This is a genomic window from Pseudomonas sp. PB120 (assembly GCF_009761815.1).
Classification (GTDB): Bacteria; Pseudomonadota; Gammaproteobacteria; order Pseudomonadales; family Pseudomonadaceae; genus Aquipseudomonas.
In genome coordinates this window covers 1-22,959 of sequence record NZ_RWIN01000102.1, presented here as the reverse complement: position 1 = coordinate 22,959, position 22,959 = coordinate 1, and the positions used below count along the sequence as shown (strand labels likewise).

Sequence of the window (22,959 nt, the reverse complement as noted above, 5' to 3'; positions counted from 1 at the left end):
TGGGCATCGGTGCCGACTCGCGCATCGGCTATCACTTCATCTACCCCGGCTGCGGTTATGGCGGCTCGTGTTTCCCCAAGGACATGCGCGCCCTGATCCACAGCGCCGAAGAGGCCCATTGCTCAAGTGACCTGCTACAAGCGGTCGAAGCGATCAACCAACGACAGAAACACAAGCTGTTCGAGCGCATCAATGCGTTCTACAAGGGTGATCTGCGCGGCAAGACCTTCGCCCTGTGGGGCCTGGCGTTCAAGCCCAACACCGACGACATGCGTGACGCGCCGAGCCGGGTGCTCATGGAAGATCTGTGGGCCGCTGGCGCCCATGTCCGGGCATTCGACCCCGAGGCGATGCAGCAGACCCAGGCGTTGTATCCGGACCATCCCGACCTGAGCCTGATGGGCACGCCGGAAGCAACACTCAATGGTGCCGATGCACTGATCATCTGCACCGAATGGCAGCAATTCAAGGCACCGGATTTCAATCTGATCCAAAAACGGCTCATCGCTCCGGTGATCTTCGACGGGCGCAACCTCTACGACGCCGAGCGTCTCGCGCAGAAGGGCTTCCAGTATTTCCCGATGGGACGTGGTGAGTCGCGCACGTTGCCGATCCCCTATCAAAAGTGGAATGCAGACGTCGCGATGTGATGGCTGAAACCCGGGGCGAGGATCATGGGCCGCAAGGTTCGCGGCCCCGGGTTTATCAGTGACTTCGCCAGGCGATCAATTCTTGCGCAGGACGTAAACCCGCCACATGGCATAGAACGGAATAAAGTCAGACTTGCTTTCGATGGTGAAGCCGGCTTGTTTGAACTCTGCTTCCGCAACGGATCGTGGAATAACGAACCGGTTCTGGTATTCACTCTTTTCGCCGCTTGCCTGGCGCCGTTCTTCCTGGCGTTTGCGTTTCCAGGACTTGAAGTTGCCATCGACCCACATCGACAAGATGACGGTGTCCCGCGTAACCCGATGGAATTCCCGCAGCATCGCCAATCGGTGCGCAGACTCACCGATATGGTGGATCAAGCGCATGCTGAAAATACAGTCGACTGAATTGGTTGGCAGATCAATGGCAAACGCGGAAGTCTCGAGCGGCTTCACACGCTTGACGATATCGGCAGGTTGATGCTCGAGCGCGGTTTTGATCATATCCGGCGAATTGTCGGCGCCAATGATGATTCGATTGGGGTTTTCGGCGAGCAACGGCCAGAATCGCCCCGCACCACAGGGCAGATCGAGCACCAGGCCAGGCTCTCCCGCCTTGTGTAAGGCGTGTCGCGCCATCTGTACGTCCCGGTAATGGGAAAGTTTTCGCGACACGCCATCCTGATGCTTCAGGTAGTACTGTTGTGCGTGATCTTTATCGTACTTCTCAGAAAATTTAAGTTTGACGGGTGCGCTCATTGGCGATCTCCATTAGCCAGAATTTCAAGCTAATGAATCGCCTGTCACTGAATGGTCAACATGATGTGAATTTTCTGTAGAACGGTTATTCGCGCGCCGACGCTCGAACCAGAGAAAGACCACCGGGGTCGTGTACAACGTCAGGATCTGCGAAACCGCCAGGCCGCCGACAATCGCTATCCCCAGCGGTTGACGCAACTCGGACCCGGCACCATGACCGAAGGCCAGTGGCACCGCGCCGAGCAATGCCGCCAGGGAGGTCATCAGGATTGGCCGCAAGCGCAACAGGCAGCCTTCACGAACGGCATCGCGGGCAGACAAGCCCCGTTGTTGGGCCTGCAACGTGAAGTCGACAATCATGATCGCGTTTTTCTTGACGATACCGATCAGCAGAATAATGCCGATCATCCCCAGCACCGACAGGTCCTGCCCGCAGAGCATCAAGGCCAGAAGCGCGCCGAAACCTGCCGAAGGCAAAGTCGAGATGATTGTCAGCGGGTGAATGGCGTTCTCGTACAACACGCCGAGCACGATGTAGACCGTGAGAATCGCCGCCAGGATCAGCCAGGGTTGCGACTTCAGCGAATCCTGAAACGCCTGGGCCGTGCCTTGAAAGCTCCCCACCACCGTGTCGGGCATCGCGACGGCCAGAGAGGCCTGATTGATCGCGTTGACCGCCTCACTCAGGGCCTGACCGGGCGCGAGGTCGAACGACAGGGTGATGGCCGGGAAGACGCCTTGATGGTTGATGATGATCGGCACTTGCTCGGTCTTCACCGTCGCCAACAGGCTCAACGGCACCAGGCTCGCGGAACTGGAGCGCACAAACAAATGCTCGAGTGTGGCCGTGGAGGTCTGCCAGCTCGGGTCCAGTTCCAGGATCACGTGGTTCTGGTCAAGCTGGGTGAACATCGTCGCGATCTGCCGCTGGCCGAACGCGTCATACAGCACATCGTCGATAGCCTGCACCGTCACGCCCAGACGCGCGGCCGTGGGACGGTCAATCACCAGGGTCGACTGGGCGATGGCCTGCTGCTGATCCGAGGTGACGTGTTGCAGCTGCGGCAAGGTCTTGAGCTTCTCCAGCAACACCCCGCTCCAATGATCCAGTTCGGCGCTGTCAGGGTCCTGCAGGGTGTACTGGTATTGGGTCTTGCTGGCCCGGCCGCCGATCTGGATATCCTGGTTGGCCTGCATGTACACCTTGACCCCGGACAAGGCGTCGAGCGCCGGTTGCAGTCGGCGGATGACCTCGCCGGCGCTGGCCGTGCGCTCGCTGAACGGCTTGAGGTTGATCATCACCTTGCCCTGGCTGACCGTCGGATTGGGACCGATCCAGAAGTACACCCGTGCCACCGCCGGGTCCTGGCCGATCACCTCCGCGGCGCGGTTGACTTGCGCGCGCATGGCGATCGGCGAGATATCCGGCGCCGCCTCGGCCACGCCTTGAATCAGGCCGTTGTCCTGTTGCGGGAAGAACCCTTTGGGTATGCCGACATACAACACGGCAGTGGCGGCCAGGGTCGCGATGGCCACGGCCAGCGTCACGCGCTGGTGGTCAAGCACCCAATCCAGGCTGCGTCGATAACCGTTGTGCAAAGCGTCGAAGACCCGCTCGCAGGCCCGGGCAAAGCGCCCTTCTTCCTGGTCGGCATGGGGTTTGAGCAACCAGGCGCAGAGCATGGGCGTGATGGTCAGTGAAACGATGCAAGACATGATGATCGCCACGCTGACCGTCACGGCGAACTCGCGCATCAGACGCCCGACGATGCCGGACATCAACAGGATCGGCAGAAACACCGCAATCAGCGATACCGTCATCGAGACAATGGTGAACGCCACTTCCCGCAACCCGTCGACCGCCGATTGCAGCCGCGACTTGCCCATTTCCAGGTGCCGGACAATGTTTTCCATGACCACGATGGCATCGTCCACCACAAACCCGACCGCAATCGCCAGGCCCATGATCGACAGGTTGTCGAGGCTGTAGCCCAACAGGTACATCACCCCGAATGTCGCCACCAGGGACAAGGGGATGGTCAGGCTGGGAATCAGCGTCGCCGTGGCTTTGCGCAAGAACACGAAGATCACCACGACCACCAGGGCAATCGACAGCAGCAAGGTGAACTGCATGTCATTGACCGACGCTTCGATGGTCTGGGTGCGGTCGCCCACCACCTGGACCTGCACGTCGCGCGGCAACGAGGCGGTCAGTTCAGGCAATTTGGCCTTGATCGTAGCGATGGTCGACAGCAGGTTGAAACCCGGCTGCTTGTGGATGTCGACGATCACCGTGGGCTCAGCCCCCAATTGCGCTGCTTGCTGGGTGTCTTCAGCACCGGCGATGACCCGCCCAAGATCGCCCAGCTTGATCGGCATGCCGTTTTTATAAGCGATGACCTGATCGCGATAATGCTGCGGGTCCAGCAATTGATCCGTGGCGCCCAGGGTAATCGAACGGCTTTGCCCATCGAGGCTGCCCTTGGGCTGATCCAGGGTGCTGACGCCGATGACGCTGCGCACTTCTTCCAGGGTCAGGCCGCGAGCGGCCAACGCATCGGGATCGATCTGCACCCGCACCGCCGGTTTCTGCTCGCCGTGAAAATCCACCAGGCCGACCCCCGGCATCTGTGACAGGCGCTGGGCAATGTAGTTATCGGCGTAGCGGTCGAGCTCCGGCAAGGTGCGGGTCGGCGAGGTCACGGCCAGCGACAGCACGGTGCCTTCGGCCGGGTTGACCTTGTTGAACGTCGGCGCGCTGGACATGGTTTTGGGCAGGTTGGGCGTGGCGGTGTTGATCGCCGTTTGCACATCTTGCGCCGCGCCATCGATGTCTCGCGACAGGTCGAATTGCAGCACCACTTGAGTCTTGCCTGCGGCGCTGGAAGACGTCATCGACGTGACTTGGGGTACGGCCGCGAAGGCTCGTTCCAGCGGTGTCGCCACCGAGGAGGCCATGGTTTCGGCGCTCGCTCCGGAGAGCTTGGCGGTGACCTGGATGGTGGGGAAGTCCACCGTCGGCAGCGGCGCAACCGGCAGTTGAAAATAAGCGAAGGCCCCCAGCAGCATTATTCCGAGGGCCAGCAGGCTCAAGCCCACGCGCCGTTGAATCAGTCCGGCAAGCGCATTCATCGGGCAGCCTCCGCCAAGTCCACAGAACCGCTTTTGACCGGCGTGACTTTCAGGCCCGGCGCGACGCGAGACTGGCCCTGCACCACCACCGTTTCACCGGCGTTCAACCCCTGGCGAATCCATTGTTTGCCCTCGACGACCGTCGCGGCATCGACCTGCCGCGGCTGAACCCTTTGATCGGCATCGACCACATACACGAAATTGCCCTGACGCCCCAACTGCACCGCATCGGCCGGCACCACGGCCACGTCCCGGCGCGTCTGCACCAGCAATCGCGCACTCACCAACTCACCCGGCCACAGCTTTGCAGCGGCATTGTCGAACTGCGCCTTGAGCTGGATCTGACCACTGGCGGCCGTCACCTGGCTGTCGATAAAACTCAGTTGGCCGTGGGCGATTTCCTGTCGGCCGTCGCGGGTCATTGCGATCACTTGCAAGGCGCCCTTGGCGTTTTCCTCGAGAATTTCCGCCAGGTCATCCTGGGGCACGGCGAACGCAACGGAAATCGGGTTCATCTGCGTAATGGTCACCAAACCGGTGGCTTCAGCCCCGTGGGCAATCGAGCCGACGTCGAGCAGGCGCTGGCCGGTGCGACCGGTCAATGGCGCCTTGACCTGAGTGAACTCCAGTTGCAGCCGCGCCGTGTCCAGCGCCGCCTGATCCGCCTGCACCGTCGCCTGTTGCGCCGCCAGTTGCGCGCGGTACGTGTCGACATCCTGAGTTGGCCCGGCCTTGGCTGCAGCCAGTTTGCTGGCACGGTCCAGGTTGACTTTCAGATTGGCCAACTGCGCCTGATCCTTGGCCACCAGCGCCTGGGCCTGAGCGACCTGGGCTTGATAGACCCGCGGGTCGATCACCGCCAGCAGGCTGCCGGCAGAGACCATCTGCCCCTCGTTGAACAGGATTTTCTGCAACTCGCCATCGACCCTCACCCGCACATTGACGCTATTGAGTGCCTGCACGTTGCCGATGGCACTGATCCAGATCGGCAAGTCCTGGCGACTGACTTGCGCCATCTGCACCGGTATCGCGCCGGCTTCGGATTTAACGGGGGCTGCCTGGGCATGCTTGATCCATTGAAAACCACTGAGGGCAGCGGCCAGTGACAACATCGCCAGGCCCCCGAAAACAACACGATGACGCGGGTGCGAGACATTCATGGATGAGCCACCTGGGCAGGAGAAAGGGAAGCGAGGGTGCTCGGCGAAAAGTCTCCGCCCAGCGCACGGAAGAGGCCGACGGCGGCCTGCAGGTGTTGCAGGCGCACTTGCAACAGCGTGTCCTCGGCCTGGTATTGGGTGCGTTCAACGATCAGCAGTGTCTGGAAATCGGTGGAACCCAGGCGGTAGCGAACCTGCGCCAACCGCGCCGCCTCGCGCGCCGAATCCACCGCCGATTGGTTCAGTGCATAGCTTTTGTCGAGCTCACGCGCCGCGCTGAGCTGGGTCTCGACGTCTTGCAGCGCTTCGATGATTGATTCGCGATACGTTGCCGCCAGTTCCTGCACATGGGCCTGATCGACATGCAATTGCCCGGTGAGTTGACCACCGGCGAACAAGGGTTGGCCGAGAGTGCCAATGGCGCTCCAGATCTGCCCGCCCGCGATCGTATCGATACCGCCCAGCAGGTCCAGTGACAGGTTGGGCAGAAATGCGGCACGGGCCACACCGACATCGAAGTTGGCTGACTTCAGACGCGCTTCGGCGGCCTGAATGTCCGGGCGCTGGCGCAGCAGGCCAATCGGCAGGCCGGTGGAGGGTTGCGGCACTTGCAGGGTGTCCAGCCCGTCGCCGTGCACCTGAAAACCCTGGGGGGGCGCGCCGACCAGCACCGCCAATTGATACAGCGCCAGGTCCCGTTGTTGACGCAAGGGCGGTATCGCTGCTTCGAAGGTCTGCAAGGCATTGCGCTGTTGGGCGACTTCGAGGTTCGACACGGCGCCCTGACTGGCCTGGACTTCCACCAGGTCGAGCACTTGCCGGGCATCGTCGGCAATGGACTGGGCCAGGCGCAGCCGTTCTTCCAGGGACAACACCTGGAAGTAGTTGTCGGCAATGCTCGCGCCCAGGCTCATGCGCAGCGTCTTGGCATCAAAGACCGTCGCGGTGGCCAAGGCATCGGCAGAATCGGCGGCGGCGCGCTGTTTGCCCCAGAAATCCACTTCATACGTGGCTTCGGCAAAAACACTGCGTTTTTGCGTGGTGCCGTAATTGTTCTGCCGCTGGTAATTCCCGCCCAGGTTCAGTGCCGGGTATTGCGCCGCGCCCACCACTTGCGCCGAGGCCCGCGCCTCGTCAATGCGACTGGCCGCCGCCTTGAGGGTGTAATTGGTCTCAAGACCTCGGGCGATCAAAGAGTCCAGCTCGGCGTTGTGAAACTCGCGCCACCACTGCCCGCCGGCTGCCGGTGGGTTGTCCGGCTGGCCATTCCACTGCTGCGCCAGGGGCAACTCGGGCTGGCGATATTCGGGCACGATCGAACAGCCGCCCAGCACCAGCAGGCCGATCAGCAGCAAGGACACGGATGAATGACACGCCGCACGCACACTGCGCGCCGCCAAGGTTGAAACTGACATGGGCAAGCTATCCTCGCTTGAGCCTCTGTGGACCGGGCCACGAATGAGGCGAAGATAGCGAGGGGTCCCTGCCAGAGCGTTCCCCGGCAGCTAAACTTTTGTTTAGCCTTGAGCGGGCGTCACCTGGAAGCTGTAGCCGGCACCGGGCACCGTCCTGATCAGCGAGTAGTCAAACCCTTCGTCGAGTTTGCGCCGCAAGCGATGGATGTGTTTGTCGATGACGTTGTCATTGGGGTCGAATGCGTAGTCCCAGGCACTGTCGAGCAACATATCGCGGGTCACCACCTGGCCGCTGTGGCGCATGAGTTTTTCCAGCAACAACGCTTCGCGATGCTGCAAGGTAATCACCCGGCCCTGACGCACGGCGGTGCGCGTGGCGCAGTCGAGGCGCAACTCGCCAACCTCCAGCTGGCGCGCCGCCCCGCTCGTTTGTTCACGCCCGCGCAACAGCGCATCGAGCCGCGCCAGCACTTCGGCAAACGCATAAGGTTTGGCCAGGTAATCATCGCAACCGGCTTGCAAGCCCTCGACCTTTTGCGCCGTGGACGCCTGTGCGCTGAGCATCAGGATCGGCACCCGCCGTTGCCGGGCGCGCAAGGCCTTGATCAGGCCGATGCCGTCCAGTCCGGGCAAACGACGATCAACGATCAATGCATCGTGGATGCCTTCCAGGGCCATGCCCAGGCCCGCCTCTCCATCGTTGGCGATATCGACGATGTGGCCACTCTCGGTCAGCCCGCGCAAGAGATACGCGGCGGTCTGGGCGTCGTCTTCAACCACAAGAATGCGCAAAAGAACCGTCCTCCTGATTCAAACCTAAACTTTTATTTAACCGGCGGGAACGTGGCGCGCACGCCGGCTTTGCCACACTATGCCACCTCTGCCCGATTACGTGAGCGGTTCAACTGCCATGACCCATGTTCTGGTCGTCGAAGACGATCTGCCTACCTGCCAGGAAATCGAAGCCGCCCTGTGTGACCACGGCTTCACGGTGACCTGTGTCGATAATGGTCGTGAAGGCCTGTTGAAAGCCTTGAGCGAACCGTTCGACCTGATCGTTCTGGACCGCATGCTGCCCGGCGGCGTCGATGGGTTGGGCGTGCTCACCGCATTGCGTGCGGCGAGCGTCACCACGCCGGTGCTGATCCTCAGCGCATTGAGCGCGCTCGATGAGCGGGTTCGCGGATTGCGCGCCGGCGGTGACGATTACCTCACCAAGCCGTTCGAGTTCATCGAACTGACCGCACGCCTGGACGCCTTGAACCGTCGCCGCGCCGAACCCACCGCACAACCCGAAGAAACACGCTTGCGCGTGGCCAACCTGGAAGTCGATCTGCTGCGCAGGACGGTCCGGCGCGGTGAACGGGTGATCGACCTGGTACCCCGGGAGTACGCCTTGCTTGAACACCTGATGCGCAACGCCGGGCAAGTGATCACCCGAACCATGTTGTTTGAGGCGGTGTGGAATTACAGCTATGACGAGCGCACCAATGTGATCGAAGTGCATATCGGCCGCTTGAGGCGCAAAGTCGATGGCGAAGGCGAGTCGGCAATGATCCATACCATTCGTGGAGCCGGTTATGTTCTCCGTTCACCTGAATGAAATACCCCGCACCATCAGCTTTCGCACCGGCCTGATGTTTCTCGGGCTGTTTGGTTGTTCGTTCCTCGCGCTGTTTGGCTACATCTATTGGCAAACGGCGTTCTACCTGAAGACCGAAGCCGATAACGCGCTCTATCGCCAGGTGGAAAACCGAACCAACCAGGCGCCCGATTTGCAGCTGCTGGAGATTCGCAAACACGCGCTGCAGGACACTGAAGCCCGCTTGCCCCATAGCCTGTTCGATGAACAGGGCAAATTTATCGCGGGCGCCATCAAGGAGTTGCCGCCCTTTACCGCCTACGACAAACCCCATGAATTTCGCTGGGAGAAGGCCAATGGTCACCATCGTCCTGTGCGGTTCATCGTCCATCGCATGGCCGATGGCAAAACCCTGTTGGTGGCCCAGGACGTCTACGACATTCGCGAATTCGACGAACTGCTCATTAATGCGCTGATCTCTGGCGGCGTGCTGTTACTGGTGGTCGGCCTGTTGGGTGCGGTGGCGTTGGGTTACTCGGCGCACAGGCGCCTGGACAAGGTCAGTCGGTCCATCAAGGGCATTATTGAAGGTGACTTGAGCGGCCGGCTGCCGATCCTGGGCAACAACGACGATATCGACCGCCTCGCCTCGGTGGTCAACGGCATGCTCGATGAACTGGAACGCTTGATGAGTGAGGTCAAGGGCGTCTGCGATGACATCGCACACGACCTGCGCACCCCGCTGACACGCTTGATCGCGGGACTGGAGCGCGCTCAGCGACGCGGTCTGGATGAAGCGCAATACGCGTCGAGCATCGACGCGGCACTGACCGAAGCCAAAGGGTTGCTGTTGACCTTCAAGGCCCTGCTGCGCATTTCTGAAATCGAAAACAGCGCGCGCCGCAGCCACTTTTCGCCGCTGGACCTGAACCTGATCAGTGCCGATGCGGCAGAGCTCTATGAACCCCTGGCCGAAGAACGCGGCATCCGCCTGACACTCGAAGAGAGCCCGGCGCCGGCCATCATCGCCGGTGACGCGCAACTGTTGTTCGATGCCATCTGCAACCTGCTGGACAACGCCATCAAATTCTCCCCCGATCATGGCGACGTGCGCTTGACGGTGATCGCTGACCCGGGCGCCACCGGGATTCGTGTGACGGACAATGGCTCAGGTATCGAGCCTGCGGAACGCGAAGCCGTGATGCGCAGACTGTATCGCGCCGAATCGAGCCGGCATACGCCGGGCAACGGGCTTGGCCTGAGCATGGTTTCGGCGGTGGCGCGCCTGCATGACATGAAACTGGCGGTCAGCGACGCAATGCCGGGTTGCCGGATAGACCTGATGGGCAAAGCGGTGACAGCGCATACTTAACAAATGTCGCTGATTTTTCCGCCCCTCAGGCCCAGCTAAGTTTCGTTCAGTACCTTCTCTCCTGCGCACCTTTTGCGCTGCTCAGGAGAGGCTACCCGCCGATGAAACCCGCAATAGCCGGCTGGCTCAACAAAGTGCCCGAAGTGACGCTGTCATTCTGGGTGATCAAGATCTTGTCCACGACCGTGGGTGAAACAGGTGCTGACTTCCTGGCGGTCGACGCCGGTTTCGGCGCCGGCCCGACCAGCATCGGCATGGCGGTCCTGCTGGCCATCGCGATGTTCTGGCAGATGCGCACCAAAGCCTATACGCCGTGGATCTACTGGTTGACGGTGGTGCTGGTGAGCATCGTCGGGACGCAAATCACCGACATTCTGACCGACATGCTGGACGTCAGCCTGTACACCAGCACCGCGGTTTTTTCCGCCCTGTTGGCGATCAACTTCGTGGTCTGGTACCGGGTGGAACACAACGTGTCGATTCGCGAAATCGTCACGCCACGGCGGGAGTTGTTCTACTGGACCACCGTGCTCTGCACCTTCGCCCTGGGTACCGCCGCCGGTGACCTGGCGACCGAAGCACTGGGCCTGGGCTTCACCCTCGGCGCCGTCATCTTCGGCGCGCTGATCGCCGCCACCGTGGTGGCCTGGCGCATGGGCTGCAACATGGTGCTGACGTTCTGGATCGCCTACATCCTGACGCGTCCTTTCGGCGCCTCGCTCGGTGACCTGCTGACCCAGGCCAAGACCTACGGCGGCCTGGGAATGGGGGCCACGTGGACCAGCGCCATCTTCCTGTGCGTCATCGTCATCCTGGTGACCGTCGCGCAGATCAGCGTCGGCAACCGCAAAACCGTCACTCAATAAACGCCCAAAAGCCAATCAAGGAATCGTCATGCGCCACCTTCAAAACATCATTCGCCACGTTGCCATCGTCTCTTCCATTTTCTTGCTCAGCATCGCCACCGGTTGCTCGAAACCGGCCGACAAACCCAATGCCGGCGCCCCGTCGGGTTCGGCCAGCACACAAACCCAATCGGGCTCGAAACTGGGTGACCTGTCCGAGTTCCGCAGCATCGCCGCCGACGTCTCCGGCCTCGTCGATAAAAATGACCTGCCGGGTGCCAAAGCGCGTATCAAGGACCTGGAAACCGCCTGGGACTCCGCCGAAGCCGGCATCAAGCCTCGCGCCGCAAGCGACTGGCATGTGGTGGACAAGGCGATCGACAAAGCACTGGATGCGTTGCGCGCCAGCAATCCGCAACAGCTCGACTGCAAGGCCAGAATGGATGAGCTGTTGAAAGCGTTCGATTCGATGAAAAACAAGGCGTGAGCCCACTGCGGCGCTGATTGCGCGGCGGACAAACGCTAGCTCAGGTGTTTCAATACAAGCGCGACGGTCATGCCCGTCGCGCTTTTTTTTCGGGAGCGGGACATGCGGATATTGCTGGTCGAAGACGACCCGATGATCGGTGACGCCATCCAGGGTGCCCTGAACGATGCGAGTTACGCCACGGACTGGGTCAAGAACGGCCTCACCGCGCTCGCAACGCTGGACGCCCAACACTATGACCTGGTGTTGCTGGACCTCGGGTTGCCCGGCAAGGACGGGCTGGATGTGCTCGACAGCATTCGCGGACGCAACAATTCAGTGCCCCTGCTGATCATCACCGCACGGGACGGGCTGGATGATCGCCTGCGAGGCCTCGACGGCGGCGCGGATGACTACCTGCTCAAGCCCTTCGACATGGCGGAACTCCTGGCCCGTATACGCGCCGTGTTGCGACGCAAAGGTGGCAACGCTTTGTCTGTGCTGGACAACGGCGTGGTGTCACTGGACCTGCTCTCCAAAGAAGCCACCACCGCCGAAAACCAGGCAGTCCAGCTGTCCAGTCGTGAGTTCGCCCTGTTGCAGGCGCTGCTGATTCGACCCGGCGCGATTCTCTCGCGCAGTGAACTGGAAGACCGCATTTACGGCTGGGGCAATGAAGTGGAAAGCAACGCGGTAGAATTCCTGATTCACGCCCTGCGGCGCAAGCTGGGCAGCCATGTCATCAAGAACGTCAGGGGGATGGGATGGATGGTTTCAAAAAGCGTTTGAAGGACTCGGTTCAATTACGCCTGTCCGTGACGCTGTCGCTGGCCATTCTGATTGTGGCCGTGGTGGCCGGTGTTTTTGCGTTCATCTCGGCACTCGACGAGGCCCATGAAATGCAGGACGAAACCTTGCGCCAGGTGGCCGTTCTGTTTGATCGGCAGCAGATGAACCTGCACTACCCCGCTGCTGAAAAAATCGATGACGACAACGAAGAATCCAGGGTCATCGTGCAGTACCTGGCCGACGGCAGCAAAGCCGTCGGTAACGATGACGCGCTGTTACCGCTGCCCTTCCCCACAACGCTCGCCGATGGCCTGTCGACCTTGAACGTCACCGGCGAAGACTTTCGCGTGCTGGTCAGAACCACCGCCCGGGGTGAACGCATTGTGGTCGCCCAGGAAACCGGCGTCCGCGACAAAGAGGCCCGCGAGAGCGCCTGGCGCAGTTTGCTGCCGTTTCTGATTCTGTTTCCGGTGTTGCTGCTGGTGGTGGGAGATCTGGTGCGCAAACTGTTCCGTCCTATTGCCGCGCTCTCGGCGGACATCGATCGACGCGATGAACAGTCCCTGCACCCGGTCGACGAGCGCGACTTGCCGACCGAGATCCGGCCTTTCGTTGTCGCCATCAATCGTCTGCTCGCACGCGTTGCGCAGTCCATGGAAAACCAGCGGCGCTTCGTGGCCGACGCGGCCCACGAACTGCGCTCGCCCATGACCGCCCTGTCGCTGCAAGCCGAACGACTGTCCGCCACGGACATGCCGGCGCCGGCCCGTGAGCGCCTGCTGCCGTTGTCCCGGGGAATAGAGCGCAGCAGAAACCTGATCGATCAGCTGCTGACCCTCGCTGCGGCGCAATCGAGCTCGAACCGCCCGCCGACACGCGTGTCTGTCCATGACGTGTATCGACGTGTGCTGGAGGATTTGTTACCGCTGGCGGAATGTAAAAACATCGATATCGGCGTCGAAAGCACCAAGGATGTGCAGGTCCTCATCAACGAAATGGACCTGATGATGCTGGTCAAGAACCTGGTGGACAATGCGATCCGCTATACCCCCCAGGGTGGGCGGATCGACCTGTTGGTCGAGCGCACTCAAGGGAATGCAATCCTGCAGATCAAGGACACAGGCCCGGGCATCACCATTGAAGAGCAAGCCCGCGTGTTCGATCCGTTTTATCGCAGCCTGGGCACCGACGAAGCAGGCTCCGGGCTGGGCCTTTCTATCGTCAAGGCGATAGCCGATCGCGCAGGCGTTTCCGTTCACTTGAGTTTCTCGGACGAGACGAACCAGAGCGGTTTATGTGTGTCCCTACAGTTGACCGGAGCCGACGTTTGCTCCCCTTCACCCCGTTGAATTTCTGAGGTCATTGATGCCCGTTGCAAAAAAATGGCTAGCATTTGCGAGCCTGACAGCCTGTCTGTTTGGCGTTCATCACGCGCAAGCGAATGAGCCATTGTTGTATACCGCCAGTGCCACCCGCTCATTGCCCGGCGACGGTCACAGCTGGGGCTTTGCCGCCCTGGACCCGAAGCGGCCGTACCTGTTTATCGCGCGACGGGAAAACGGATTGTCGGTGTTCGACATCGACCAGCAGCGGTTGCTGAAAACGCTCGACGACTCGGTCGGCGCCAACGCCGTAGCGTTTGTACCGCAACGCAATCGGGCCTATGTGGCCAATATGGACGGTTCGCTGAGCATCGTGGCGCTGGATCGCATGGAGGTGTTGCAGCGGTTGAAACTGGATGCAGGCAACCTCAACAACCTGCTCTATGACGAGAGCCGTGACCGACTGATCGTCACCAGCGGGCGCCGTGGCGATCATTCGACGTTGTACCTGATCGACCCGAAAACCGACCGGCTCACCAACACTATCGACCTGCCGGCTCAAAAACTCGACGGCCCGGTCATCCTCGAGAACGGTACGTTTATCGTGCCCATGCGCGATGAGGACCAAGTGGCCGCGATGTCCGGCGCGAAGCTGGAACATCGGCAATTCTGGAGATTCAAAAACTGCAGCAAACCCGGTGCCGTGGCCGTGGATGAGTCGCACCAGCGACTGTTCGTGGCCTGTCGGGGCGGTGATCCGGTGCTGGTCGTCGCGGACCTGAAAACGGGGGAAGCAATCACTACCATGCCCATCGGCCGCGCCGTGAACGCACTCGCCTACGACCATTCCCGTGAACAACTGCTGGTTCCGAGTGGGGCCGATGCCAATCTCTCGGTGATCCAGCGCGACAGTCAAGGCCGGTACGTGATGCTCGGTGCTATCGGCACCCGGCCATGGGCCCACAACATGGTGCTGGACGCCAGGCGTGGGAAAGCTTACCTGTTCACTGCCGACTTCACCCAACCTGCGCCGACCCAGGACCAGCCGAAGCCTGATCCTGTGTTTCACCCGGATACGTTCACGGTGCTGACGTACACATCGCAGTGAATCAGGATGGTCAGCCCAGCCGTTGGCCTCAGCGGCGGGTAATCAACCCTTGTCGGGCGACCCGGACCAGTTGCCGGATGACTTCGGGAGCTTCCTCGCGACTGGGCGATTGAATCACTGCCAGATCGAAACTGTCGCTGACGAATCGCGCCAGCGATGTACCGTCTTCGACAAACTGGATCAGGAACGCCGCGGGGCGACCGGTGCGACGTGGCCAGCCGTCGAGATAACGCAAGAGCGTCGGCTGATTTTGGCCGCCAAGCAGGATTTTTGGATTGCGCTGGGTGAGATGTGCCGTGATCGGCGCGGGACGTATAACGGGGCTTAGTGCATTCATCGTGTCGTGTCTCTGCCTCAAAAGTCTGCATGGCAGGTGAGAGGCAACACCGAACCAGCGCTTTAGCGGTATTTCGAAGCCTGTCTCAAGCTTCTATCGGCAACTCCGTGAGTCACCTGGCGCCCCGCAAGTAGCTGTTTAAATCGGCGCATGGGCAGCATCCTAGAGAAGCTGACCGGACGGTGTCAAGAATCCCGAGCAACAAAAAGGCCCGCACGATGCGGGCCTTTTTCGTTGAGCCAGAGCGGTCAGCCAGCGATGGCGCGGTCAGCCGACAGCTTGCCCGCGCCTTCGATCAGCACGGCAATCGTGCCACCTAGCAGGGCAAGGGCAAATTCGTAACCGTTGTTCGCCATGAACAAACCGTGAGGCAAATGCACCGAGAAGATGGCGACCAGCGAAAGGAACGCCAACCCCAAGGCTGCCGGGCGCACCAGCAAACCGATGATCAAGGCCAGACCGGCGAAGAACTCCGTACCGCCTGCCAGCGTCGCCATCACGTAGCCCGGCGTCAGGCCGATGCTTTCCATGTACTGCGCGGTGCCCGCCAGGCCGTAACCACCGAATGCCCCGAAAAGTTTCTGCGAGCCGTGGGCGGCGAAGATGATCCCGACGAAAATCCGCAGAACTGTCAGGCCGTAGCCAGCGCGGGTAAACAGTACCTTGTTGATCAGTGAGCTCATGTTGTGTCATCCATTTTTGAGTTATGTGTGGGTTGGCCGCTATATTAATCAGTAAATTAAATGCTAAAAGCGCAATCTTTTCACCATAACAATCAGTTTAGTCGATCATTTACGTGAGACGACTTTCTGCGCCTGCGGCTCCAACGACTCCCGCTCACGATCGAAGGCCAGGTAATACTTGTTCACGCTATTAACATAGCTGACAGGTCCCATTCCCACCTGCTCCATGGCAATGCGCTCGACCTGGAAGAACCATTGATTGGGATTCAAACCCCGCCGACGCGCCTCGGCACGCATGCCCTGAACCCGCTCCGGCCCGATGTTGTAAGCCGCCAGCACAAACGCCATGCGCTCACGCTCGTTGAGCTTGGGGCTGGCGAAAAACTTGCGGCGGATCATCGCCAGGTACTTGGCCCCGGCCTGCACATTGGAATCGAGATCCTGGATGTTATTGACCCCGACGCGCTGCGCCGCCGACGGGGTGATCTGCATCAGGCCGGTGGGGCCACCGCCACCACGGGCGCTGGGTTGCAACGCTGATTCCTTGAACGCCAGTGCCGCCAGGTTCAGCCAGTCCATGCCTTGCGCATCGGCGTGTTTTTGCAGCACGGGTCGAAGTTTTTCCAATCGCTGGCGATCAGCCTTGGCCAAGGGGTAGTGAACTTGATACAGCCGGCGATAGATGCGCAGGAACGCGGCATCCTGATCGGACGGTTTTTTGTACACGGTGAGGAAGCGATCGATGCTCGCCCGCAGCATCGAGGCATCGCGGCGCACAAACCAGAACTCTTCGCCCGGATCACTGATGAGCACCTGCCGGTCGAAACGCAGATTGGGCAGGATCTTGCCCCAGCGCTCGGCAATCGGTAGCTCGACGATGGTCAGGTGAAAGATCCCGCCCTGGACCATTTCCAGCACATCCTCGACAGCCAGCGTGGGATCGACCCACTCGACTTTGACCGGTGGCAACTTGTGCAGGGCGAGCTTCTGGTTGATCTGACTGACCGCATCCCCGGCGGCGCTGCCGGTGGGTAGCGCGAGGGTTTTGCCGGACAGTTGTTCGAGCCGGGTAAAGCGCTTTTCACCTTTGATCCCGACCAATACCAGCGGGATGTTGCTGGCAATCGGTTCGCTGGTGCTGACGGCATAGCCCGGTTGCAGATCGAGCAGTTCGCCCGGCGCCACCAGATCACCCTCCCCGCGCTGCAACGCGCCGATGAGTTGATCCTTGGCCTTGGGAATGATCTTGAGGGTGATTTCCTGACCGTCTCGGGCATGACCGTTGAGGTATTGCTCGAAGGCGCGCAAGCGATGGTATTCGACGCCGATGGCCTGGCCCTGGACTTCGCCGGAACTGTTGCGACTCTGATTGACCAGCACCCGCAACACACGACTGCTGCGGATCGCCGCCAGATCCCGCACCTGAGTAGACGGCACGGCTTGCAGTGGCCCGGCCAGACGCGCAACCGCCGGCATCGGCAGCAGCAACGAACAACACAGTAGTAGCAAAACCGAGGGACGTGTCATCCACTCTCCGGAAAGAATACTGGGGCCGATTTCAAGCATTCTGCTGAAATCGAACGACAGAAACAGAGCGCCTTGAGCGCTGGCAAAGTGCGAAAGACTGGCACAGTGATGGCACTTTGGCCAACCTGCCTTGTCTCGCGGCATCAAGAGACAGCTTTAACTCGTTGTAGTTCTTGGCTTTTCTTATACATCCACAGCTCTGATATGCTTTCCGGCCTTTGGTCCGAGGTAGCACCATGCAACTCATCGATATCGGCGTCAACCTGACCAACCCCAGTTTTGCTGACAAACACCAGGCCGTACTCGACCGCGCCTACGCGGCCGGCGTCTGCCAATTGGTGCTGACAGGCACCAGCATCGAGGGCAGCGAACAGGCGCTGGAACTGTGTCATCAACTGGATGAAACGGCGCAACGGCTGTTCGCCACCGCCGGCATTCATCCCCATTCGGCCAGCGACTGGAACGCCGACAGCGCGCAACGGCTGCGCAGTTTGCTCAAGGAACCGAACATGGTGGCGGTGGGTGAATGCGGGCTGGATTTCAACCGTGATTTCTCGCCGCGCCCGCAGCAGGAAAAGGTCCTCGAAGAACATCTGGCGATGGCGGTAGAACTGCAATTGCCTGTGTTCCTCCACGAGCGCGATGCCAGTCAGCGTTTGCTGGAAATCCTTCGGGATTACCGAGATCAATTACCGGCCGCGGTGGTGCATTGCTTTACCGGCGAAAAGAAGGCGCTGTTCAGTTACCTGGATCTGGATTTACACATCGGCATCACGGGCTGGATTTGCGACGAGCGCCGAGGCACGCACCTGCATCCGTTGGTGAAGGAGATCAAACGGGGTCGATTGATGCTGGAAAGTGATGCGCCCTACCTGCTGCCGCGCAGTTTGCGGCCCAAGCCGAAAAACGGGCGCAACGAGCCGGCCTATCTGACCGAAGTATTGCGGGAAGTCGCGTTGCATCGAGGGGAAAGCGAGGAAGAACTGGCCGCCCACAGCACAGCGTGTGCGCTGGCGTTTTTTGGGTTGCCGTCCATATAACGATGACACGTACTTTGTAGCAGCTGGCGCAGCCTGCGTCCGGCTGCGTAGCAGTCGTAAAATCAGGCGATGTGGTGTTTCAGAGAAACCTCGCGCTCAGGTTTTACGACTGCTGCGCAGTCGGACGCAGGCTGCGCCAGCTGCTACAGATTTCGTTACGGCTTAGTGGCTGCTACGCATCATCTCTTTAGGCACGTACTTGCCGATCTCGAACTTGCCGATCGCCGCGCGGTGCACTTCATCCGGGCCGTCCGCCAGGCGCAGGGTGCGCTGCATCGCGTACATGTAGGCCAGCGGGAAATCGTTGGAAACCCCTGCCCCGCCGTGAATCTGGATCGCCCGATCGATAACCCGCAAGGCGACGTTCGGCGCCACGACCTTGATCTGCGCGATTTCGCTCTTCGCCACTTTGTTGCCGACGGTGTCCATCATGTACGCCGCTTTCAGCGTCAGCAGGCGCGCCATGTCGATCTCCATCCGCGAGTCGGCAATCTTGTCGATGTTACCGCCCAGCCGTGCCAGGGGTTTGCCGAACGCCGTACGGTTCACCGAACGTTTGCACATCAATTCCAGCGCCCGCTCAGCCATGCCGATCGAACGCATGCAGTGGTGAATCCGGCCTGGCCCAAGCCGACCTTGAGCGATTTCAAAACCGCGTCCTTCACCCAACAGGACGTTTTCGTACGGCACACGGACGTTTTCGAACAGCACTTCAGCGTGGCCGTGGGGTGCGTCGTCGTAACCGAAGACTGGCAGCGGTCGCACGATCTTCACGCCGGGGGTATCCACCGGCACCAGAATCATCGAGTGCTGGGCATGACGCGGTGCGTCCGGGTTGCTCAGGCCCATGAAGATCAGAATCTTGCAGCGCGGGTCGCAAGCGCCGGACGTCCACCATTTCTTGCCGTTGATCACCCACTGATCGCCGTCACGCACCGCGCGAGCCGCCATGTTGGTGGCATCGGAAGACGCTACGTCCGGCTCGGTCATGGCAAACGCCGAGCGGATGTCGCCGCGCAGCAACGGTTCGAGCCAGCGCTGCTTCTGTTCTTCGTTGGCGTAACGCACCAGCACTTCCATGTTGCCGGTGTCTGGCGCCGAGCAGTTGAAGGGCTCGGGGCCCAGCAACGAACGGCCCATGATTTCTGCCAGTGGCGCGTATTCGAGGTTGGTCAGCCCGGCACCCAGCTCCGACTCAGGAAGAAACAAATTCCACAGGCCTTCAGCCTTGGCCTTGAGTTTGAGTTCTTCCATGATCGCGGTCGGCTGCCAGCGATCGCCTTCGGCAACCTGACGCTCGAACACGGCTTCGGCGGGGTAAACGTAAGTGTCCATGAACGCGGTTACGCGCTCACGCAATTCCTGAACCTTGGGCGAATAAGCGAAATCCATGAGCAATTACCTTCTTGGGCAGAGGTTGTTTAAGTCATGCAATCGATGCTAGAACAGCTACGAAAATTTACCTAGCCTATTCTCGGCGTGTATTAACATTCATCACCGATATATGATCGGCTGATTGAGAGCCCAACAATAAGAGTGCAGCGCAATGAATCTGAGCAAGGTCGACCTCAACCTTTTCATCGTCTTCGACGCGATCTACACCGAAGCCAACCTGACCCGCGCCGGGCAAATTGTCGGCATCACTCAGCCTGCGGTCTCGAACGCTCTGGCCCGCCTGCGCGAGACTTTCAACGACCCGTTGTTCGTGCGCACGGCCCAGGGCATGGTGCCGACCCCCATGGCGCAGAACATCATCGGCCCCGTGCGCAATGCCCTTTCGCTGCTGCGGGTATCCGTCCAGGAAAGCCGCATTTTCAACCCGCTGCAGGCGGTCAAGACCTACCGCATCAGCATGACCGACCTGACCGAGGCGGTGATCCTTCCGCCGCTGTTCCAGCGTCTGCGTCGCCTGGCGCCGACGGTGATCATCGAGAGTTTCCTGTCCAAACGCCGCGAAACCACCAAGGAACTGGCGGCCGGCCGCCTCGATTTTGCGGTGGACGCGCCGCTCAACACCGACCCGCAAGTACGCCACGTCAAGTTGATGGAGGACCGCTACGTGTGCGCCATGCGCAAGGGCCATCCGCTGGCGGCCAAAGAGAAATTCACCCTCGATGACTACTTGTCACTGACGCACATTCATATCTCCAGCCGCCGCAGTGGCCTGGGGCACGTCGACCTGGCGCTGGGGAAAATGGGCATTCAGCGCAAAATCGCCCTGCGTTCGCAGCATTATTTGATGGCGTCCCAGGTGTTGCAGCAGACCGACATGGTCATGACCGTGCCGGAGCGCTTCGCCCGGCGCAATGACTTGCACTCGTTCAGCCTGCCGGTCAATGACGTGCCGCCGGTGGAAACCCACCTTTACTGGCACGAAAGCACCGACCAAGACCCGGCCAACCGCTGGATGCGCGAGCAGATGATCGAGTTGTGCCAGCAGGTGACGGCGCATGAGAGGAAGCTCGATAAGGTGTAGGGCTTGACACCGCGGTGCCCCCATCGCCGGCAAGCCGGTCTCGCTCCCACAGGTTTTTTTGTGAACGCAATATTTGTGAGCGACAGAAATTCCTGTGGGAGTGAGACCGGCTTGCCGGCGATGAGGCCCGCAAGAACACCGATGATCCATATCCCTTGACGTAAACGTCAACCTGCCATTAGCTTAACGCCATGACCTTTTCCGAGCGTGCTTATGAGCAGCCAGACCTACAGCATTTCCGACCTCGCCCGCGAGCTCGACATCACGACGCGAGCCATTCGCTTTTATGAAGAGCAAGGCTTGCTCAGCCCCGAGCGTCGCGGCCAGGAACGCATCTATTCGCCCCGAGACAAGGTCAGCCTGAAGCTGATCCTGCGGGGCAAGCGCATTGGCTTCTCACTGGCCGAATGCCGCGAGCTGATCGAACTCTACGACCCCACCGGCGGCAATCAGAAACAGCTGCAAACCATGCTCAACAAAATTGCCGAGCGGCGCGAACAGCTGGAGCAGCAAATGCTCGACATCGAGCAGATGAAGCTCGAACTGGACACGGCGCAGGAGCGCTGCACCCAGGCGCTGGAACAGACGATGAAAAGCCAGCAGGTGATCCAGTAGGCTCACGCCGTCCACTGTAGGAGCGAGCTTGCTCGCGATGGTCCCCAGAGCACCGCGTTTATTCAGCCTTGGCGCGTTATCGTTAAACACCATCGCGAGCAAGCTCGCTCCTACAGGCTTCCTTCAACATTCAGACAATCAGCACAGGTCGAATCCCATGTCCCTACCTTCCCACGTACGCCTGGTCGAAGTCGGCCCCCGCGACGGTCTGCAAAACGAAGCCCAACCGATCAGCGTGGCCGACAAGGTGCAACTCGTCGACGCGCTGACTGCCGCCGGCCTGGGGTATATAGAAGTCGGCAGTTTCGTTTCGCCCAAGTGGGTGCCGCAGATGGCCGGTTCCGCCGACGTCTTCGCGCAGATCCAGCGCAAACAGGGTGTGACCTACGGCGCGCTCGCCCCCAACCTGCGCGGGTTCGAAGACGCCATGGCGGCCGGGGTCAAGGAAGTCGCGGTGTTTGCGGCGGCGTCCGAATCGTTTTCCCAGCGCAACATCAATTGCTCCATCAGCGAAAGCCTGGCGCGTTTCGTGCCGATAATGGACGCCGCCAAACAGCAGGGCGTGAGCGTGCGCGGTTACGTGTCGTGTGTGTTGGGCTGCCCCTATGAAGGTCACGTCGCCCCTGAGCAAGTCGCCCTGGTGGCTCGCGAGCTCTATGCGATGGGCTGCTACGAGGTGTCCCTGGGCGACACGATTGGCACCGGCACCGCGGGCGCGACCCGCACGATGTTTGAAGTGGTGTCCACCGATGTGCCACGAGAAAAACTGGCCGGGCATTTCCACGACACCTACGGCCAGGCCATGGCCAACATTTACGCCAGCCTGCTGGAAGGCATTTGCGTGTTCGACAGCTCCATTGCCGGGCTCGGCGGCTGCCCGTACGCCAAGGGCGCCAGCGGTAACGTTGCCACCGAAGACGTGGTTTACCTGCTCAATGGCCTGGGGATTCAGACTGGAATCGACCTGGACGCCTTGATCCTTGCCGGCCAGCAAATCTGCACGGTGCTCGGGCGAGCGACCGGTTCACGCGTGGCCAAGGCGCGCAGCGCACAGTGAGGGGTGGGGTGTTACCGCCCACGCTGGAACGTGGGCGAAAGCGAGTAACACGGAAACAAATTGTCGGGATTTAGCTGAACGAAAAACCCCACAAAATATTAAGTATTTGATTTTAAAGGATTTTTAAAAGTTGGCACGGCTCCTGCTATCTCTATGGCATAACAAGAACAAAAAAAGCAGCAAGCCCTAATAAAAATAAGACGTAACGACTCTGACATAACAAAAACAACACGGCAGAGACGCAGCTAACAGATTTTTTTGGAGAAGATGTGCTTTTCAGGGTGCTTTTCGGAGTCACCCGCAACCGGGCAGAGAACAATAAAACTACCCTCAGGTAGCTCCCGAACTGGTTGGATCGCTCAGCGAAAAAGTAGATCAGCGCTCAAAAAAATACGTTTGCTCTTGATCCCGGATGGGGATCGACAAAAACAGCGGTAAAGGGTCACGGTCACCAAAAACAAAAACAGACCGCCCCTCAATAATAAAAAAAGAGCACGCGCAACGACAAAATTAAAGGGGAGCTTCGGCTCCCCTTTGTGCTTTCTGCGATTTGTGTTTTCGCCGCAGACCTTCTCCCTGTAGGAGCGAGCTTGCTCGCGATGGCGGTAAAACATTCAACACAGAAGT

Annotated in this window: 21 protein-coding genes; 12 read left to right on the top strand and 9 right to left on the bottom strand. The window is 60.2% G+C overall.

Going from position 1 to position 22,959, the window contains the following annotated elements:
- A partial coding sequence (locus tag EJA72_RS18940) for a UDP-glucose/GDP-mannose dehydrogenase family protein (protein WP_178129454.1) occupies window positions 1–650 on the top strand: 650 nt, incomplete at its 5' end.
- Window positions 651–725: 75 nt separating this feature from the next.
- Here the strand turns inward: EJA72_RS18940 and EJA72_RS18935 are convergent.
- The 5 genes from EJA72_RS18935 to EJA72_RS18915 all read right to left on the bottom strand — a co-directional run bounded on the left by EJA72_RS18935 (window position 726) and on the right by EJA72_RS18915 (window position 7,905).
- The gene (locus tag EJA72_RS18935; protein ID WP_157712936.1) at window positions 726–1,406 is read right to left on the bottom strand and encodes a class I SAM-dependent methyltransferase; all 681 of its coding nucleotides are present in this window, start codon (window positions 1,404–1,406) and stop codon (window positions 726–728) included.
- Between the two features lie 24 nt (window positions 1,407–1,430).
- Entirely contained in the window at window positions 1,431–4,538 is a 3,108-nt protein-coding gene (locus EJA72_RS18930; protein WP_157712935.1) for an efflux RND transporter permease subunit, read from the bottom strand.
- Entirely contained in the window at window positions 4,535–5,698 is a 1,164-nt protein-coding gene (locus EJA72_RS18925; protein ID WP_157712934.1) for an efflux RND transporter periplasmic adaptor subunit, read from the bottom strand. Before EJA72_RS18925 ends, EJA72_RS18930 begins: the two co-directional genes overlap by 4 nt.
- Window positions 5,695–7,113 (bottom strand): efflux transporter outer membrane subunit, encoded by a 1,419-nt coding sequence (locus EJA72_RS18920; RefSeq protein ID WP_157712933.1) that lies wholly within the window; start codon window positions 7,111–7,113, stop codon window positions 5,695–5,697. Before EJA72_RS18920 ends, EJA72_RS18925 begins: the two co-directional genes overlap by 4 nt.
- A 102-nt stretch (window positions 7,114–7,215) precedes the next feature.
- Complete coding sequence (locus EJA72_RS18915) at window positions 7,216–7,905, bottom strand: response regulator transcription factor (protein WP_157712932.1); 690 nt, start codon at window positions 7,903–7,905, stop codon at window positions 7,216–7,218.
- 118 nt (window positions 7,906–8,023) lie between these two features.
- Here EJA72_RS18915 and EJA72_RS18910 point away from each other — a divergent pair, with 118 nt between their 5' ends.
- The 7 genes from EJA72_RS18910 (at window position 8,024) to EJA72_RS18880 (ending at window position 14,597) form a co-directional block, all read left to right on the top strand.
- Window positions 8,024–8,716 (top strand): response regulator transcription factor, encoded by a 693-nt coding sequence (locus EJA72_RS18910; RefSeq protein ID WP_157712931.1) that lies wholly within the window; start codon window positions 8,024–8,026, stop codon window positions 8,714–8,716.
- Window positions 8,694–10,067 (top strand): sensor histidine kinase KdpD, encoded by a 1,374-nt coding sequence (locus EJA72_RS18905; protein ID WP_157712930.1) that lies wholly within the window; start codon window positions 8,694–8,696, stop codon window positions 10,065–10,067. The genes EJA72_RS18910 and EJA72_RS18905 overlap by 23 nt, the downstream gene beginning before the upstream one ends.
- Window positions 10,068–10,168: 101 nt before the next feature.
- Window positions 10,169–10,933: a hypothetical protein gene (locus tag EJA72_RS18900; protein WP_157712929.1), complete on the top strand. Its 765-nt coding sequence runs from the start codon at window positions 10,169–10,171 to the stop codon at window positions 10,931–10,933.
- A 28-nt stretch (window positions 10,934–10,961) separates the two neighbouring features.
- Window positions 10,962–11,399: a hypothetical protein gene (locus EJA72_RS18895; protein ID WP_157712928.1), complete on the top strand. Its 438-nt coding sequence runs from the start codon at window positions 10,962–10,964 to the stop codon at window positions 11,397–11,399.
- A 102-nt stretch (window positions 11,400–11,501) separates the two neighbouring features.
- A complete protein-coding gene (locus EJA72_RS18890; RefSeq protein WP_157712927.1) occupies window positions 11,502–12,167 on the top strand; it encodes a response regulator transcription factor in 666 nt (221 codons plus the stop codon).
- Window positions 12,143–13,516, top strand: a complete 1,374-nt coding sequence (locus EJA72_RS18885; protein ID WP_157712926.1) for an ATP-binding protein — start codon at window positions 12,143–12,145, stop codon at window positions 13,514–13,516. Before EJA72_RS18890 ends, EJA72_RS18885 begins: the two co-directional genes overlap by 25 nt.
- 103 nt (window positions 13,517–13,619) lie before the next feature.
- A complete protein-coding gene (locus tag EJA72_RS18880; protein WP_256679722.1) occupies window positions 13,620–14,597 on the top strand; it encodes a YncE family protein in 978 nt (325 codons plus the stop codon).
- Window positions 14,598–14,625: 28 nt separating this feature from the next.
- Here the strand turns inward: EJA72_RS18880 and EJA72_RS18875 are convergent, their stop codons facing one another.
- The 3 genes from EJA72_RS18875 to EJA72_RS18865 all read right to left on the bottom strand — a co-directional run bounded on the left by EJA72_RS18875 (window position 14,626) and on the right by EJA72_RS18865 (window position 17,144).
- Window positions 14,626–14,934, bottom strand: coding sequence for a class I SAM-dependent methyltransferase (locus EJA72_RS18875; RefSeq protein ID WP_157712924.1), 309 nt, complete (start codon window positions 14,932–14,934; stop codon window positions 14,626–14,628).
- A gap of 248 nt (window positions 14,935–15,182) precedes the next feature.
- Entirely contained in the window at window positions 15,183–15,617 is a 435-nt protein-coding gene (locus tag EJA72_RS18870; RefSeq protein ID WP_157712923.1) for a DoxX family protein, read from the bottom strand.
- A gap of 105 nt (window positions 15,618–15,722) precedes the next feature.
- Complete coding sequence (locus EJA72_RS18865; protein ID WP_157712922.1) at window positions 15,723–17,144, bottom strand: transglycosylase SLT domain-containing protein; 1,422 nt, start codon at window positions 17,142–17,144, stop codon at window positions 15,723–15,725.
- 236 nt (window positions 17,145–17,380) lie between these two features.
- Between EJA72_RS18865 and EJA72_RS18860 the strand changes: the two genes are divergently transcribed.
- Complete coding sequence (locus EJA72_RS18860) at window positions 17,381–18,184, top strand: TatD family hydrolase (RefSeq protein ID WP_157712921.1); 804 nt, start codon at window positions 17,381–17,383, stop codon at window positions 18,182–18,184.
- A gap of 162 nt (window positions 18,185–18,346) precedes the next feature.
- On the opposite strand, the gene EJA72_RS18855 is transcribed toward EJA72_RS18860, so the two are convergent.
- The gene (locus EJA72_RS18855) at window positions 18,347–19,576 is read right to left on the bottom strand and encodes an acyl-CoA dehydrogenase (RefSeq protein WP_157712920.1); all 1,230 of its coding nucleotides are present in this window, start codon (window positions 19,574–19,576) and stop codon (window positions 18,347–18,349) included.
- Window positions 19,577–19,730: 154 nt separating this feature from the next.
- Between EJA72_RS18855 and EJA72_RS18850 the strand changes: the two genes are divergently transcribed.
- The 3 genes from EJA72_RS18850 to EJA72_RS18840 all read left to right on the top strand — a co-directional run bounded on the left by EJA72_RS18850 (window position 19,731) and on the right by EJA72_RS18840 (window position 22,332).
- The gene (locus EJA72_RS18850; RefSeq protein ID WP_157712919.1) at window positions 19,731–20,660 is read left to right on the top strand and encodes a LysR family transcriptional regulator; all 930 of its coding nucleotides are present in this window, start codon (window positions 19,731–19,733) and stop codon (window positions 20,658–20,660) included.
- A 213-nt stretch (window positions 20,661–20,873) separates the two neighbouring features.
- Window positions 20,874–21,275 (top strand): MerR family DNA-binding transcriptional regulator, encoded by a 402-nt coding sequence (locus EJA72_RS18845; protein ID WP_157712918.1) that lies wholly within the window; start codon window positions 20,874–20,876, stop codon window positions 21,273–21,275.
- 157 nt (window positions 21,276–21,432) lie between these two features.
- Window positions 21,433–22,332, top strand: a complete 900-nt coding sequence (locus EJA72_RS18840; RefSeq protein ID WP_157712917.1) for a hydroxymethylglutaryl-CoA lyase — start codon at window positions 21,433–21,435, stop codon at window positions 22,330–22,332.
- The last annotated feature ends 627 nt before the right edge of the window (window positions 22,333–22,959 follow it).

Excerpts from the sequence above, each read along its gene's own strand:
- EJA72_RS18935 (WP_157712936.1), bottom strand. The coding sequence starts at position 1,406 with ATGAGCGCACCCGTCAAACTTAAATTTTCTGAGAAGTACGATAAAGAT.
- EJA72_RS18930 (WP_157712935.1), bottom strand. The coding sequence starts at position 4,538 with ATGAATGCGCTTGCCGGACTGATTCAACGGCGCGTGGGCTTGAGCCTG.
- EJA72_RS18925 (WP_157712934.1), bottom strand. The coding sequence starts at position 5,698 with ATGAATGTCTCGCACCCGCGTCATCGTGTTGTTTTCGGGGGCCTGGCG.
- EJA72_RS18920 (WP_157712933.1), bottom strand. The coding sequence starts at position 7,113 with ATGTCAGTTTCAACCTTGGCGGCGCGCAGTGTGCGTGCGGCGTGTCAT.
- EJA72_RS18910 (WP_157712931.1), top strand. The coding sequence starts at position 8,024 with ATGACCCATGTTCTGGTCGTCGAAGACGATCTGCCTACCTGCCAGGAA.
- EJA72_RS18905 (WP_157712930.1), top strand. The coding sequence starts at position 8,694 with ATGTTCTCCGTTCACCTGAATGAAATACCCCGCACCATCAGCTTTCGC.
- EJA72_RS18900 (WP_157712929.1), top strand. The coding sequence starts at position 10,169 with ATGAAACCCGCAATAGCCGGCTGGCTCAACAAAGTGCCCGAAGTGACG.
- EJA72_RS18895 (WP_157712928.1), top strand. The coding sequence starts at position 10,962 with ATGCGCCACCTTCAAAACATCATTCGCCACGTTGCCATCGTCTCTTCC.
- EJA72_RS18890 (WP_157712927.1), top strand. The coding sequence starts at position 11,502 with ATGCGGATATTGCTGGTCGAAGACGACCCGATGATCGGTGACGCCATC.
- EJA72_RS18885 (WP_157712926.1), top strand. The coding sequence starts at position 12,143 with ATGGATGGTTTCAAAAAGCGTTTGAAGGACTCGGTTCAATTACGCCTG.
- EJA72_RS18875 (WP_157712924.1), bottom strand. The coding sequence starts at position 14,934 with ATGAATGCACTAAGCCCCGTTATACGTCCCGCGCCGATCACGGCACAT.
- EJA72_RS18870 (WP_157712923.1), bottom strand. The coding sequence starts at position 15,617 with ATGAGCTCACTGATCAACAAGGTACTGTTTACCCGCGCTGGCTACGGC.
- EJA72_RS18865 (WP_157712922.1), bottom strand. The coding sequence starts at position 17,144 with ATGACACGTCCCTCGGTTTTGCTACTACTGTGTTGTTCGTTGCTGCTG.
- EJA72_RS18860 (WP_157712921.1), top strand. The coding sequence starts at position 17,381 with ATGCAACTCATCGATATCGGCGTCAACCTGACCAACCCCAGTTTTGCT.
- EJA72_RS18855 (WP_157712920.1), bottom strand. The coding sequence starts at position 19,576 with ATGGATTTCGCTTATTCGCCCAAGGTTCAGGAATTGCGTGAGCGCGTA.
- EJA72_RS18850 (WP_157712919.1), top strand. The coding sequence starts at position 19,731 with ATGAATCTGAGCAAGGTCGACCTCAACCTTTTCATCGTCTTCGACGCG.
- EJA72_RS18845 (WP_157712918.1), top strand. The coding sequence starts at position 20,874 with ATGAGCAGCCAGACCTACAGCATTTCCGACCTCGCCCGCGAGCTCGAC.
- EJA72_RS18840 (WP_157712917.1), top strand. The coding sequence starts at position 21,433 with ATGTCCCTACCTTCCCACGTACGCCTGGTCGAAGTCGGCCCCCGCGAC.